The following is a 15233-nucleotide window of genomic DNA, read 5'->3' on the forward strand; positions in this document are numbered from 1 at the left end:
AGAAGGTTCTGACCTTCGTCAGAATGACTCGGAGGTGGTCTTTAAAAGTTGCTTGTATTACAACTTTATTCGCTGATCCACAATGCTGTTTGCTGCTCAGATGCAAGTTTACAGGCACTAAATAGTTGTGCTTTAGTAACCTCAACCACCGCATTGTTAGCCAATATCCATGTGGTGGTATCTTGTTCATCCATTACCAAAATGGCACGCGCCATGCGCTGTTGGCTCAGCTCATCAGCGTCAAATTCAAACTCATCAACTGTAACCGTTTGCTGCGCCAGTTGCGCACTGCGTGTTTGCTTAAAACGCGCACGCTGTACCGTTGCAATATGCTCAGCTGAATGGGCTTGAGTTTGCGGGTAAATACGTGCCACCAGCGCGTCATCGTCAAACTCTGTGCGAGCCGGTGACGCTTCAGTCGTAATTGCTAAGTCAACCTCTACATGCTCTTTGCGATAACAGGCTCTGCGCAAGGACATATCAATCTGAGGTTGCTGGGGTAGCTCTGGCACAGGTAATTGCTGATCACGTAATTGCGGGTCGCTGTTATCATCAAGGTTTGCATTATGTGCTAAGGCCGCTTGGCGCTGCGCCTCAATTTCTACCACCTCCAGTTCCCATTGCTGATATGCCGCCACATGGGCCGCTTGCTCTTGCTCAATAGCGGTTTTTAGTGCTTGCTCTACTTGCGCTTGCCCATGGCGTAACGCAATTTTAGTTAGCACGTCATCGTAGCTAATTGCAGCTTCGTTTAGTTGTGTAAACTCCGCCTCATTGTTTGTTGTTTGTGCTATTGCCTGTTCGTCAGGTACAATTGACTCGACCGCTTGCGCAGTCTGCTCGTTCGTTTGTTGCATTATTTGTCCTTAGTGGCTGGCAATACCCAGCGGAAGTTGTGTGTGATGGCAAAACACTTTTACCGTGTTGCCGTTTAAATCGGTTTTGGTGTTTTCGCCACTGATGATAGGAATGGTTTGGTCATCGCCCCAGTTCAAACTGTCGGTGAAAAATTTAAACGAATAATATGTATTGGTTCTATATTTCAAGCCCGTCTCATCAATAGACCAATCAACATCATTAAACGGTTCTGATGTTGGTGTACTAAACATTCTTTTTAATAATCGGCCTTTAAGTGGTCCATCGGTAACTCTATAAACGCCATAAGCCGTTTTAGGTTCCGTTGAGCTCTCAGATATATCAATCACAGGTTGCTGAGTATATTTAAGCTCAGCCCCATTAAACTGCAGATACAAAAGACCATTTTGTTCCACTATTGTGCTAAGCGTTTTTACCGCACTTGATGGTTCGCTTTGGCTATCTAAATTCAGCGGCGCGTGTTTGGGTTCATCCCCTAGAGATTGTGTCCATGTCAATTGGCCCGTTGGTGCATATCTACTGAGTTTATTCACCGCCACTTCTTCATGTATCAACGCTCCATTTGAACGTGTACCCACCTTACCTATTAAGCTTGGTTGTAAACGGTTGCCATAGGCCGTTTGATTTGCTTGCGTAGCGTAAACGTTACTTGCATCTCCTAGTATGCCGAGTTGGCTGGATGCTTCAGTAAACTGTGCAGGTGTTTTGTAGTGCCATAATTCAACCGCTTCAGATGCTGGTGCAGCTGCTCTCGCATTCTTTTGCTGATCCACGTTAACTTGAGTTTCAATCCAACTAACACCGTCATCTTTAGTGACGCTAAGCTTAATTGTTAAATCAACCGACTTTCGGTTTAATTGATACGTATTACCTTGCCTATCTGGGATAGTTGGTATCCACTGACCAATAACGCCATCAGGAAAAGTGGCAGCTATACGCTCAGGGTGGCCGATAATATCGACCCATGGGAGTGAGTCGAATTCACAGCTCAATAGCGCTTTAAATACAACAATAATTATATCGCCTGAGTCAACGGTTTTATCTCCATCAAAATAAATATGATTGCTACCACCTGAGCTAGGGCTAAATAAAACAGGATAGCGTTGCTTTGTCATTGGGCTAGAAATCCAGCCTTTAGTTTTGTTAATTACATAATAAGACTCAAAGTCAATCGGTGAAATAATTGCATTGCTGCTATCAACTTGCTGAGTAACATTAACAATTACTTTGAGCTCAGTGTAAGTTTCAGAAATAACAACCGCATTTTGTGCAAAATCAATACTGACCGAGGCACTCACTTGTGTAAATGGCACCTTCTCTTTACCACGCAATGTCCCTGCCACCACTTTGCGCATGGTGTCTTCACGTAGCTGGTTTACATCTAACTTATTAGCATTTAGGCGTAAATCTTCAACTTGGCCTGCGTAAATGGCGTCGTGGTATTTATATTGGTCTGGGCGACCAGAATTTTTCCCAATAGTCCCTAGGCCATCTGGTGCCGTTGTTCTTTTCACAAATGAATCCAACATAGAGGTAGCATGTCGACCCCATGACTGGTGAGTGCCCTTCGACCACCACGGATAACGATAAGCGAGCTCATCTCCACCTATTGAATTTATACCTCCCCACTGTGCAGTGCCCATCGGGTTATATGTAGGATGATATGCCCCTTGGTTTAAGCGCTGAACGAGTGCGATTGGGATTGCAAAACACTTTCCTTCCTTGATATTTCTATCTCCCCAGTGTGTTTCACCAACTCCTATGGTATTGAGCCCGTATGCACTGTCACGGTTTCTGTAAGACACAGTGATGATTGAACCATTGCGAAAGTCAGCGGTGTTATCTATTTTACTTCCTCTTGCTATTACGTGATAACCCGAGCTTCTGTCTGCTAAGAAAAGGTTATAATCTCGATTTGCACCATCATATGCTCGCCATTCATCACCATGCCCCTCAATGACTCTCACCCGATACCGCACTTGAATATACGCTTTGGCTTCTGGGTCGTAATAAATATTGTGCTCAGGATTTTTAAAAAACTTGATGCGGTTAGCGGCCGATAGCGTAGACCACTTTACGCCGTACCCTTTAGTATTGGTGTCCCACTCACCAAATGCTGAGTAGCCTTGTGCCACTAGATTATTAAGTAGCGCAATACCTTTATAACTACTTGCCCCGTATTGCACATTACCCAATGGGTAGACCACATCTTTATCAGCGATTTTTTCATGCCATGACTCTAAAAATACCAGGTCTTTGCGAGAGGTAATAACCTTGTTTGTCTGAGTCTCAGACGCAAATGCTACCTCTGCACTGCTATGCTGAGTGACTGTGCCAGTTGCTAAGTCATAGGTTTTCGTGCCATCTGGGGCTGGAGGCATATCAATATGAATCCCAGTCGCCCCTGATGGATATGTACCAGTTAATTGATGCTGTACACCATCAATAGTCACTTCTGAAAAACCCGTTTTTGAGTCACCTTGTGTACCATTATAAATACTACTTCTACCCAAGCGTAAACCTTTTGGGTAACTAGGCGAATTTGATGTCCACATACCGTTTTGCACAACGTCATTAACTGCACTTTGGAAGTGCTTCCCCCACTCAACAAACCCTGAACCCGCATATTGTTGCTTGCGCATTTGGCGCAATGCATCAAACTGGGCTTTGCTCATTACCTCTGGGTGGGGGTTTATTTTTTGGGTTTCGTTAATCAGGTTTGCGAGCGTATCAACTTGATAAGCTTTATTGTCTAAATCTTTTAACGTGACTTGACCGGTTTTGGTTTGCCAGTCGTGTACTGCTTGATGGTTGTGTTTTGCAATATTATGTACTTGGTCAATTTCTTGCCAACTGTCTTGTATTGATGTGACCAACTTGGCACATTCGTCGGTTTGCTCTGTTACTTGCTGCTGTAACTTTGCGAGCGTGATTTCTATGCTCATATTTATTCCTTTCCTCTTTATTTAACCGCCTGCTTGGCAGACGATTAATACCCATTGCATTAAACAAGCACTCAAACACAGGATAAGTAAATGGCTGAGTAACAAGATAAAAACTCCGTTATGTAGTGATTCTACACTGTTAATTTTTACCTTGTTACTGCGTCACTTAACTCGCTTGTATGAGCAATGTTTTAATAAAATGGATATATATAAAGCCAACTATAAGAGAGACATAGCCCTTGGCTTCCAACAGACCAAAAGCTACAACTGTAATGGCGCACACGCCAAAGGGGGGCAAAACATCATCTAGATGAGATATTTTGCCTACACGCAAGCAAGTATTTAATTGCTCGCCATGATATGCATACTGTAGCGAGAACCGCGTTAAAATATCGGTCAAGTTTGACCTGCCAATGCAAACATCGCTTGCAGCCCTACCACAACAGCCTATGCGCCCCTACTTATTTTGTTGATTAGAAAAGAAAAACTACTAAATTAGTGGCTAGCAATCCCCAGTGGCAACAGAGTATGATGACAAAACACTTTCACCGTGTTGCCGTTTAGGTCAGTTTTAACATCTTCGCCATTTACGATAGGAATGGTATGGTCATCGCCCCAAGCAGTGCTCGACGTCACAACACGTAAATTAGGGTCTATGGTGCCATTTTTCCAAATAATCGCACCTCCTTCACTAATCGTTGCACCATCAAAAGACGTCTTATTCAACGTCACTGCGTAATCATTTAAGAAAATAACAGGCACATTGAAATTAGCACTATCAAACCCTTGTAGCATTGCTACCTCACCTTTAGAGTGAGTAAAAGCAGAACCCGCATTTATGGTGTGTATGGTGTTTAATGGTTGGTGTTTCAATTCAACCCCATGAAGCTGCAAATAAAGCAAGCCATTCTTTGCAATAACACTTGGTAGGGCTTTTACGCCACTAGAGTTATTTAACGGCGCATTTAAGGTTACGGCACTGTGCGCTACACCATTGGCATTCCACAACAATCCACCTGCGTGTTTGGGTGCATTGGTAACAGCCAAATCACGTTGCTGATTGCCATTTTGGTTGTCTTTACCAATTACATTACCGAGACTACTAATAAGTCGGTTGCCTTGCGTAACAAACCTATCAGCAGATGCAAACACACTGCCCACGCTCGACTTTACAACCATGTTTTTGGTAGGCAATGTGAAACCTGCCAACGCTTCGTAGCTAAGCAATTGCACTCGCGTCTCTTCTGCTGGAGAGGTGTAGACATTTTTTACGGCATCAATGCTTAAACTACCCGCGCTCCAGCTTTCACCATTATCTGTCGTAAGTGCCCAGGTTAAAGCGCGATTCACTTTTTTGTTCAACTCATACGCTTTGCTGGTACCGTCTGGCAATTGAGGTATCCACTGGCCTACAACACCATCTGGGAATGTCGCTGCGATATTTTCAGGCGTGCCGATAATATCGACCCAAGGGAGTGAGTCAAATTCTGAAGTTAGTGCATCGACCTGAGCAAAATAGCAAACGTCAGTATGTGATAACCCTATTTGGCCGAGCGGGTCGACATGTTTTGCGTTTCCTAAATTACTTTCATTCGCAGTGAGCATCACATGACCATTCGATGTGGATACTCGTCCATACAAAGTCGTACTAGTTGCAGGTTGCCAAAGCATAATAGACGTGCCAACGGCATAGCCATTGCCATAGAAGTCGACAGTGCCACCGCCTTCTGAAACCTCAAAAATTGAAGCATGAGTTGAATTAGATGCCCTATAGTAGCCTTTATTTAATGATTTAAACTTGGTAAATAACAATTTACCTTTGCCGCGCAATGTGCCGGCAACCGCTTTGCGCATGGTGTCTTCACGTAGCTGGTTTACATCTAACTTGTTAGCATTTAGGCGTAAATCTTCAACTTGGCCTGCATAGATTGCATCGTGGTATTTATATTGGTCTGGGCGACCGCTATAATCAATACTCAAGCCTCCCCAGTTAACTCCTTCTGCTGGTATCCTTGCAATTGTTGTATCAAAACATTGACTAGTAGATAACGGATGTTGAACAACATTCTTATACCAGTAAGCTCCATGTGATTGACTTGTTGGTGCAGAATCTATTGCGAATATACCGCACCCCATTGGGTTATAAACTGGATGATACGCTCCTTGGTTTAAGCGCTGAACTAATGCGATTGGGATCGCAAAACACTGACTTTTGTATGCGCATGACCTATTTTGATTGTTTCTTGGCTGCCAGTGTGAACTATCTTTATCTGGAAAAAGGTCATAAGGTGATTTGCATACATACCCATTGACATAATCCCCCGATGTAACATTAGATACATCTAGGTTGGTGTCTAGTTGTCCTCTTGTTATTATACGGCTATTCGCTGCATTATCTGAGCCAAGATAATGAAAATAACTTACCGTTTGCGGCGCAAGGAACCTATTATTGTTCCAGTCATCACCCAACCCTTCAACCACTCTCACCCTATACCGCACTTGAATATACGCTTTGGCTTCTGGGTCGTAATAAATATTGTGCTCAGGATTTTTTAAAAACTTAACGCGATTTACAGCCGATAGCGTAGACCATTTAACGCCATAGCCTTTGGTGTCACTATCCCATTCACCGAAGGCGGAATACCCTTGTGCTACTAGGTTGTTAGCTAAACTCATGCCTTCATAATTGTCTTTGCCAAATTGCACGTTACCCAATGGGTATACCACATCTTTATCAGCGATTTTTTCATGCCAAGATTCTAGGAACACTAAGTCTTTACGAGAGGTGATCACGTGTTCGGTAACTGGCATTACCGTTACATTGTTTATTTGTAGTGTATTACCCGCTACCTGATCGTGCTCAAACCAGATGTAATGACTACTGTGATCAACAACATACTCAATGGTATATCGTCCCTTAGCTTTATCTGTTAGCAAGGTTTTAATGTTTTGATGTCCTGATTTAGACGTTGAGTACCTTAGCGTTTTTAACACACCCGATACCACATTCAGCTCAAGGCGTACTTTAGTGCCAACTGGAAAGCTCAAGGCTACATCATTAATCGCAGCCGCAGGAAATTGGTTTCCTGTCGATATACTTTGCAAACTCCCATTTGAGATACTTAACTCAGAAGAACTAGCATATGTTTTCCAACCTGTTAAATCGCCTAAACGTATTGAGCCATTTACAAAACTCCCTTCAAACGCCTCTGCCGCACTGGCATGCTGGGTTACCTTGCCCGTTGCAGAGTCATAGGTTTTAGTTCCGTCAGGGGCAGGTGGAAACTTGAAAACAGTTTGTGTTGAACTATGAGCCACACCATATACGTGCTGCAAAATGCCATCAACCAGTACCTTTGGGTAAATAGATTTTGACACACCAGCAATAACATTTGTTGGCGCTTCGCCCATTATAAAGCCATTTTCAAGATTTGGATGGATCCACTGCCACATCCCTTCATTTACTTTTAAGTTGCTAGCTGCACGATTATGCTTACCCCACTCTACAAACCCGCTGCCCGCATATTGTTGCTTGCGCATTTGGCGTAGCGCATCAAACTGGGCTTTGCTCATTACCTCTGGGTGGGGGTTTATTTTTTGAGTTTCGTTAATAAGCGTTGCTAGCGTATCAACTTGATAGGCTTTATTGTCTAAATCTTTTAACGTGACTTGGCCGGTTTTGGTTTGCCAGTCGTGTACTGCTTGGTGGTTGTGTTTTGCAAGGTCGTGTACTTTTTCAACCTCTTGCCAAGAGTCTTCAATGGCGGTTTTTAAGTTGTTTGACGCGTCTGTTTGCTCGCTGACAATTTTAGTAATTTTGGCCAGCTCTAAATCTATACTCATTTTTGGCTCCTTATAATCCTGCTGCTCTTAGCTTTTTTTGAATCAAAAAGTTTTGCTGTATTTGCTTAACTAAGTTTTTGCTTTGAAGGGTTTGCGCGTAGGTCATGGTGAGTAGCTCTTCGGTTAAAAATACATTGGCGTTGTTAACCCCCACCTGACAGGTGATGTTTTGGCTAGGCAGTGCTGATACGCTTAGGTTAAACACCTCAAGCCATGCAGCATCGGCCGATTTAAAATTCAACTGCTGATTGGGTATGCTGTATATCGCCACTAAGGTATTGGTTGACCAAATACCAATTTCTTTTACCGCATAGCTACTAGGCCCATCAAACAAGGCGCTAAAGCGTAGCTGCTTGCCATAGTCGGGGTCATTAATAATTTCGGCGCCGCCTACTGGCACCTTTTGTTGCTCGTTGCGCAATGTGGTTTGCGTGGCCGAAGGCGTATACGCTTCATCACCTGCCGACACATGGGTAATGGCCATGCTAATGCCTTGTTGTGAGGCACTGAGCAAGGTATCAAGCCCTTGCTCGGTCCACACAATTGGCGTAAACGTGTTTGGTTCGCTCATAGATTGTTCCAATAATAATGGCAACTTAAGGCCTTAAGTTGCCTAAACACAAAGGTAAGAAAGCCCAAATGGCTTTTAAGTAATTGAATTGGCAAAAATAATTAATACTAACTTTATTAAAATATTGACCATTTTAGCGATCTAAATTGCTGATTAACTGCGTTAAAAATGACTTATGTAGAATCACTACATACCAAAACTTTTGCCTAGTTACTCAGCCATTTATCTGTCGCAATGTCTGCTCATTTATTTAATGCAATGGGTTTATGTGGGCAGCTTAGGCGTTAAATTAAGACGCCCAATGTTCATTCGACCCGAACTTGCACCTGAGAACATTAATGGTGCAACTTGCCTGATTTGCTCATGATCAATGCTAACCGAACACAACTGCTGAGTTTGCCACTGACTATTTTGCCAACGGTCATGCCAAGGGCCTAACCAAACTCGTTGTGCCAAAGTGCGCTGGTGGCTATGTACACGAGTTTGTACTACGGCGGTGGGTAACTGAGACGGTTGCTCAGTCACAAGGCAGTAACGCCCTTGTTCATACTTATCTAAGTATTTATTTGTTTGGCTTCGCCTACGCTGATGACCTAGGTCAGTGTTAATGTTGGTTGCAGCGGATAATTTTTGCACCCGACCAAAACTGGCTTTAACCAAGCCTTTACCTTGGTGCTTAAACATTACACCCGAGTAATCGCTTAGCACATTACCAAATGCACACCCTTGGCTTGAGAGCGTTTGTTTACGAATGTCGTAACCGTGATAAACCCGTGTTAATTGGCTGCTCACTGGTGCCGACAACTGCGCAAGCTTAACTACTTTAGCTAGCCGCTCATCGCCGGGCACCTCGCCCGCACTAATCTGATAAGTATAATAATGCTGGCCCGGTGGGGTGTTTTCAATCTGTGCGTTGTTTAGCTCAAGCCAACCTAGCGCCGTGGTTAAACTTTTTGGCGTACCGCGAATACGTTGCCACGCTAAGCCCTCTTTTAGGGTTTGCCGCAAGTCTTGGCTGTAGGGCAATATACTCTCAAGGCCATACTCCCACACTAACCACATAAGTTGTGCATCGTGCGGATTGGCTTTCATGTTTGTTAGGTTGCTTATGGCACCATCAAACACCGCTGATTGTTTTTCACTTTGTAAGCCTTTGAGCTGCAAAGGGCTGTGATTAGGGGGTAAAAGTTGTTGCATTGCTACCTCACGCGTAGTGTGAGTTGAATATTTTTGGGCACTGCGCATTGCTCAGGGCTAATGTTAATTAACTCCGCAGGCTGTTTAATATCAACATAACTGACCCCGCCTTTGTGCAATTGCGCGCTGATCCAACTCGGTGCTAAGTCCCAATCAAGCTTTGCTTCATTACGCCATGCTTCACGCAGCAATGGCTCAAGCTCATTAAACACGTCAATAGAGGTATTAGGCTGCAAATAAATATCAGCCTCAACATCAATCTTTTTAAGCTCTGCCGCTTGCACCGTGACCGAATCAGTCAACATTTTTACAGCATCGTCTAGCACTTTACCTGCCACCTGCTCAACAACCGTTTGGCTTGGCGTATCATCTTGCGACTTTGGAGCTGGTGTTTTGCCTAAGGTTTGATTATCGAGTACCTGTTTTTCTAATACCGTCACCATAACCTTGCCATTGTGCTCGTTAGTAATCATGCCATCACGTTTACTGGTGACCGATACATCAGCAATTTCATTAGGCGCAGCATTTATAGCATGGTTACGATAGTGTTCTGCACTGCCTGCCGTGCTTGATGCAATGGTGTTATTACGAATACGCTGGCGGTAATCGTCATCTTGCTCATTAACCACTCGCTCAACGCCATAAAAGGCACCAAGGTGCTCTAAATCGGCCCCAGTGGCAAAGGCTAATAAATTTGACTGCGCCGCTTGGTTTATACGCTGGCGCAGTAATAGTTCTTGATAGCTTTCTACCTGAAGCCAAACAGTTAAAGGGTCACTTTCAAGTTCAAGCGCTTGCGCATACTCAGGCGCAAGCTCTACAAAGCGCGCCTTGCGCGCTTCATAAATGGCTTCAAATGAAAGTGACTCTATAATGTTGGGGTCAGGGAGTTTGCTTAAATCGATATGTGTGGTCATCGATTAGGCTCCTGATGGAATGATAAAACCAATTGAAAGGCGCTATAAATCCTACGCGAACTTATTACGAACAATGTTTATGCTTTTGAAAACGCTAAACCCTTGTAATGTATTACACGCTGAGTGCTTCTCAACCGCAAACTTTGCCGCTTTAAAGCACAGAAAAACGATATTCATTTAGTGTAAAAGCTGCTTCAGAAAAGTCGGTGTTAAATAGTTCTTGATTAACGACCCAAATACCATTGGTTTCAAACTTCAATGGCATTGAAAACTGACCACCTACTACTTGCGCTGGCATTAACTGAATACGGCCAGTGTCAATGCGTTTAAAGGGTACTTTGAATTTACTATCAGCAATATTTAGTTGAGCCGTTGCAACCACGTCGTTTGATTGTTGTGGGACGGTAAATTCATTATCGTGGTTTGTGTAGCCGTCTAATTGGCCTGAAACTTCGCTCAACTCAATATAAGGTAAATCCGAAGCGTGAGAAATAGATGCTAAATATTCTGAAACACTGTAGTCACTTTCCAGCACTTTATCACCAGAATAAGTCGCATATAGATACTCCTGACCTGCAATTTCTACAATTTGCCTATTTTTGAATAATTGCAAATGATCTGGAAGCTGCTCCGAAATAAGCCCTGACTCAATTTTTAGTATAAGCTTCATAATTCCCAACCTGTATAATGCACGATAATGCTACTTAGCCACTTTTCAATTTCCGATATAGGCCAATACTTCTGAGATTCTGGCCGCATTCTATTTTCAAATGTATTGTACTTCTGCCCAAAGATAGCCATCGTATTTGTTGAAATAACTTTCATGCTTTGACCTTGGTCAACCAACGGAATTGATGTACTTACAAAAGGCATGGTAAAAGTCCTTCGGCCAGCCGCTCCATTTGCTAGCGACTTGAAACTTAAACCTATTGTGACGCCTTGACAGTAGTAATCTGTCGCTGAGTTCACTGTTATTGGCTTAAACTTGCAATAGTTCAATAAAGCCTGATTATTAAAAAATGATTGGGAATGACTACTTGGGTTATCATTTTCTATTGCCGCGTCATGATCCAATTCTAATGTGTCAAACTTGATAGGGCAGAAAGCGCGATAGGGTGCTCTGCCACTTTGAGAGATTGACAAATGAAGCTGACCATTTAAAACACAAAAAGCTCCCAAAGAAACATCCAAATTGAAAAATGGCCCTTTATGAACTCCACCATTTGACAAAATAATCTTTAGAAAGCCTCTACGTAAAGAGCTGTTTATAGTTTGTTCGAACAATAACAAGGCGAAGTTGTCATTATTCACTTGATAGAAAAATACCTCTTGTGGTTTAACATTACCAAAAGCCGAAGTGGATAGCGTTTTCGACCAAATCACCCCATTTTGGTCATAGTAGCTCAAGTTAGTTAAGCCAAAAGATAAAAATTTACCTGGCTCATAAGGATTATCAACAAACTCTTGTTCATTGGTATAGAGCATTAGATTGCTCTTTGAACTAAAGTGTATTGGCTGAGGCTCATAAAAAGGTGTTACTGCACGGTGTGTATCGTAATCTGTTAAAATATTACTCATATTAACTCCCACCCCCCGTTAATAAAAATAAATGTTCTGTCAATACTTGGTAATGTCATATGGTATTCAATGCCCGATTCAGTACCCCGTGTAATTGCAGTGCCAGCTGGAGCCGCAACTCTCGCGGGGTTATCTTGGGTCGCACCAGCAGTTGATAATAATTTAACTGTGACCATTGAATTGGCTGGTGCATTTTCTGGTAACTGTAATTGAGTTGGTGCTGTAAAAAGGTATTTCCCTCCACTTACTGCAAGAGTTGAGAGTGAAATAGTGTTCATTGTGCCCATTTCTACTGGAACTCCACCTTTAACTCCACCGTCACCAATAAACAATTGCTCTGCTTCAGGCGACCAACCGGGCTCGCCATTGGCAAGCACAGTTTGCAACCGCTCAGCCTCGGGCCCGCGTCTAAATTGAATCTTACGACCCATTAAAATGTGCCTCCATCAATGTTGCCGCCTTCTACGGCCAAGCCTAGTGAGTTAACCCAATCTTTTACCCACGCTGTGTTAGCAATATTAGTGCTATCGTCAGACAAGGCGCGAGTCGGGGCTTTTGGGTTGCCAGTAAAGTTTGGCGAGCTAAACATGTGTGCTTTTGATTCGTTGGTTACATTGCTTAAACCAACGTCACTTTTGTTGATGGTAACCGCACCTCTTTTACCATTAACCGACAACACATTATCGGTAGGTGTGCGCAGAAGTATCCAGTTTGCTAACACATTGGCGGGGGTTGATTTTAATACGTACGATTTGTTTTCATCGGTACGTATTGCTAAATCACCCGGTTGCGCGGTTAGGGCTAACATGGCCGATTGGCTTGCTACTTCAAACGGTTGACCAATTGCAAGGCTAGGCAGTACGCCTTCAGGAATTTTACCGCTGCCATCAAGAGTTAATACCTGATTAGCACCCGTGCCTGCATTTTTGTAAATTGCACTACCAAGGTTGCCAAAAATATCAATACCGCCGGGGGTTTGGCCATCACCCACATAGAGCTTTTGGCTGTCGGTTAACCAAATAGGTTCGCCACTTGCTGGGGTTACATTAGTTCTGTTGGCCTCAGGGCCGCGTCTAAATTGTAGTTTATTTGCCATTAGAGAATACCTCCATCGAGATTGGTTGAGTTAGGGTAAGAATCTGAAAAGGCACCACCATCAAGCGCTAGTAGGCCCATAAATTTATTTATTTCGTTGCTGACGTGCTCTTGTGTGGCATACACCATAGAAGGGTCTATTTTTAGTTCCACCATGTGCGATTGCACCACATCAATCACCGCTTTTATGCCCAGTTCAGCGCTGGCATTGTCGGCAATATTGGGTTTGTAAGTTTCGGGGTATTTAACAATGGCGAATGCTTCATCGTCTTCGGTGTAAAACGCTGCCTCACGCACATAAAACCCCCCTTCGGTCGAAGGCACAATACCCACTATTTCTATCATTGCGGGGTTGTTATCGAGTGTTTTTGAAGTGTTGATTAAACCGCGAAAACGCTCATTGGTGAGCTGCTGGGCATCTGGGTGAATAACTCCATCACCAACAGCAAACTTGGTTAGGTTAATTTTGATACCAGTGCCAATGGCATTGGCAATTTTAGCGCGCCCCGCTGGGGTCAGCATGGTCCAGTATTGTGGCTGTGACATAACTACTCCGTGGATAAATTTTGATTTGGTTAATAGACTGATTGGCTATGGCAATATTGAGTGAGCTTTGACTGGTGATCTCACTGGCAAAATATGGGTAAACAGTGGTGGTAACCCCTGTTGTGGTAGCTGCTGCTAATTGAAGCTCTGACTCTGAAAGTAAACTCACTGATAAATCAAACTGCACACTTTTACGCTTACTGTTTGAGATAGCCGTGTAAATTTGCTCTATAACGTCGAAGTCAATCCCTTTATTAGTCACCCCGACGTCCACTGAGAATGTGCCCGCTTGCGCCGGCGGCTGCATCTCAAACCACTCTTTCAGCTCGGTTTTATAACCAAATGGTTTAACACTGTTAATAATGGCGTAGCGCGTACCTAGGTGTTTGTGCTGCTCAAAACTTTGTGCAATCACATCACGCTTTACTTGCTCAGGCCAAGCTTCGTCCCACTGATTTACCCCTTGGCTCCAAGCCAACCAAGGTAAAAAAGGTACAGGGCATTGATAGGGTTGCCACAAAGAGGCTAACGTATCAGCACCTTTGCCGATTGATGCATGCCCTGCTTCATTCATTGTTTGCAGTTGTGACTGTAAAAGCGTGCCATTGTGTACTTGGTTTTTTGCACCGCTCATGCCAGCGCCTCAAAACTTAACCCTGCTATGCCATTGCTACACCACGCAACTTCATCTACCGCCAGTTCAATGTTGCTACTTGGAGAGATCAGCTCTACCTCTTCAACCCCAGCTTGGTGCAAAGCGGCAAATAATGCGGAGCGTTTAATGTGTTTACCTAAGCCATGGTGTTTTTGTAAAAACAACGTAACGTGATCTAGTACTTGTTGCTTTGCTTGCGCATGACCCGGCCCGCGTTCCAGCTTAATATTGGCTTTGAGCTCAAACTCTTTAACTTGCGCGCCTACAATTTCAACCCTATCGCCTACGGGGCGTATTTTTTGTGCTTCGAGCACTTCGGATACACGGGTTTGATCTCCCGCTTTTAGGCCAAATGTAACCGCCAGTTTATTAATTAACTCATCAGATGGCGCACCTTTGGCCGACTCATTACTCAATATGGTGAGCACAATATGGCAAGGCGATGGGCTGGCAACATGCACATCTTTTACCCGCTCGTCGGTACTGAGTGTATGATAGCGGTAGCTTTTTTCTGTGCCGGCGGTGTTCAGACTATGAAACGCCAGTTGTACTCGCTCACGCAAACGCATGTCAGTTTCACTTTGTTGGCGCACCACTTTATATTTGCTCGCGATATTGTCTAAATCAGCCCCTTGCGCACTACTGAGCATGGTGGATTTAGCCGCATCGTTTACGCGTGCGCGTAGCAACATGGTTTGATACGCATAGCTGTTGAGCAACTGTGTGAGCGGCTCAGGCTCAAGGCCTAAGGCTGGTTCAAGCTCGGGGTTTTGCTCAAGTAAGTTGTTTTTTAGCGTTTTCAGTAGTTGCTCGTAATCAAGATGCTCTAGCACATCTGGTGGTGGCAACTTAGATAAGTCAATAAGTTGTGATTTTGGCATAAGAATGTTAGCTACTTTAAAAATGGTGATACCAATTGGTTTTTTTAAATTGGCACTATCTGTTTAATAGATCCTGACCTTCGTCAGGAAGACATGAAGTGGCCTTCTTGAACTTAAGTACGCGTCATT

General features: G+C 43.7%; 13 protein-coding genes. All 13 read right to left on the bottom strand.

The window, feature by feature from the left end; all coding sequences use genetic code 11:
- Window positions 1-65: 65 nt before the first annotated feature.
- The 13 genes from SANK73390_RS03875 to SANK73390_RS03935 all read right to left on the bottom strand — a co-directional run bounded on the left by SANK73390_RS03875 (window position 66) and on the right by SANK73390_RS03935 (window position 15104).
- Window positions 66-857, bottom strand: a complete 792-nt coding sequence (locus tag SANK73390_RS03875) for a DUF4376 domain-containing protein (protein ID WP_462763783.1) — start codon at window positions 855-857, stop codon at window positions 66-68.
- Window positions 858-866: 9 nt separating this feature from the next.
- Entirely contained in the window at window positions 867-3821 is a 2955-nt protein-coding gene (locus SANK73390_RS03880) for a hypothetical protein (RefSeq protein WP_462763786.1), read from the bottom strand.
- A gap of 495 nt (window positions 3822-4316) precedes the next feature.
- Entirely contained in the window at window positions 4317-7664 is a 3348-nt protein-coding gene (locus SANK73390_RS03885; protein ID WP_462763789.1) for a hypothetical protein, read from the bottom strand.
- 10 nt (window positions 7665-7674) lie between these two features.
- Window positions 7675-8235 carry a phage tail-collar fiber domain-containing protein gene (locus SANK73390_RS03890; RefSeq protein WP_261592334.1) on the bottom strand — a complete coding sequence of 187 codons (561 nt, stop codon included), beginning with the start codon at window positions 8233-8235 and terminating at the stop codon, window positions 7675-7677.
- Between the two features lie 264 nt (window positions 8236-8499).
- The gene (locus tag SANK73390_RS03895) at window positions 8500-9432 is read right to left on the bottom strand and encodes a phage tail protein (protein ID WP_462763791.1); all 933 of its coding nucleotides are present in this window, start codon (window positions 9430-9432) and stop codon (window positions 8500-8502) included.
- A gap of 2 nt (window positions 9433-9434) precedes the next feature.
- Window positions 9435-10349: a baseplate assembly protein gene (locus SANK73390_RS03900; RefSeq protein WP_462763794.1), complete on the bottom strand. Its 915-nt coding sequence runs from the start codon at window positions 10347-10349 to the stop codon at window positions 9435-9437.
- 151 nt (window positions 10350-10500) lie between these two features.
- Window positions 10501-11019: a hypothetical protein gene (locus SANK73390_RS03905; RefSeq protein ID WP_462763797.1), complete on the bottom strand. Its 519-nt coding sequence runs from the start codon at window positions 11017-11019 to the stop codon at window positions 10501-10503.
- Window positions 11016-11927, bottom strand: coding sequence for a hypothetical protein (locus SANK73390_RS03910; RefSeq protein WP_462763799.1), 912 nt, complete (start codon window positions 11925-11927; stop codon window positions 11016-11018). Before SANK73390_RS03910 ends, SANK73390_RS03905 begins: the two co-directional genes overlap by 4 nt.
- The gene (locus SANK73390_RS03915) at window positions 11924-12358 is read right to left on the bottom strand and encodes a hypothetical protein (protein ID WP_462763801.1); all 435 of its coding nucleotides are present in this window, start codon (window positions 12356-12358) and stop codon (window positions 11924-11926) included. The genes SANK73390_RS03910 and SANK73390_RS03915 overlap by 4 nt, the downstream gene beginning before the upstream one ends.
- Window positions 12358-13023, bottom strand: coding sequence for a hyaluronate lyase N-terminal domain-containing protein (locus SANK73390_RS03920; protein ID WP_462763803.1), 666 nt, complete (start codon window positions 13021-13023; stop codon window positions 12358-12360). Before SANK73390_RS03920 ends, SANK73390_RS03915 begins: the two co-directional genes overlap by 1 nt.
- Complete coding sequence (locus SANK73390_RS03925) at window positions 13023-13568, bottom strand: phage tail protein (protein ID WP_261592327.1); 546 nt, start codon at window positions 13566-13568, stop codon at window positions 13023-13025. Before SANK73390_RS03925 ends, SANK73390_RS03920 begins: the two co-directional genes overlap by 1 nt.
- Window positions 13519-14202 (bottom strand): phage tail protein I, encoded by a 684-nt coding sequence (locus SANK73390_RS03930; RefSeq protein ID WP_462763807.1) that lies wholly within the window; start codon window positions 14200-14202, stop codon window positions 13519-13521. Before SANK73390_RS03930 ends, SANK73390_RS03925 begins: the two co-directional genes overlap by 50 nt.
- Window positions 14199-15104 carry a baseplate assembly protein gene (locus SANK73390_RS03935; protein WP_462763810.1) on the bottom strand — a complete coding sequence of 302 codons (906 nt, stop codon included), beginning with the start codon at window positions 15102-15104 and terminating at the stop codon, window positions 14199-14201. The genes SANK73390_RS03930 and SANK73390_RS03935 overlap by 4 nt, the downstream gene beginning before the upstream one ends.
- Window positions 15105-15233: the final 129 nt, after the last annotated feature.

It is taken from the genome of Pseudoalteromonas sp. SANK 73390 (assembly GCF_054966645.1).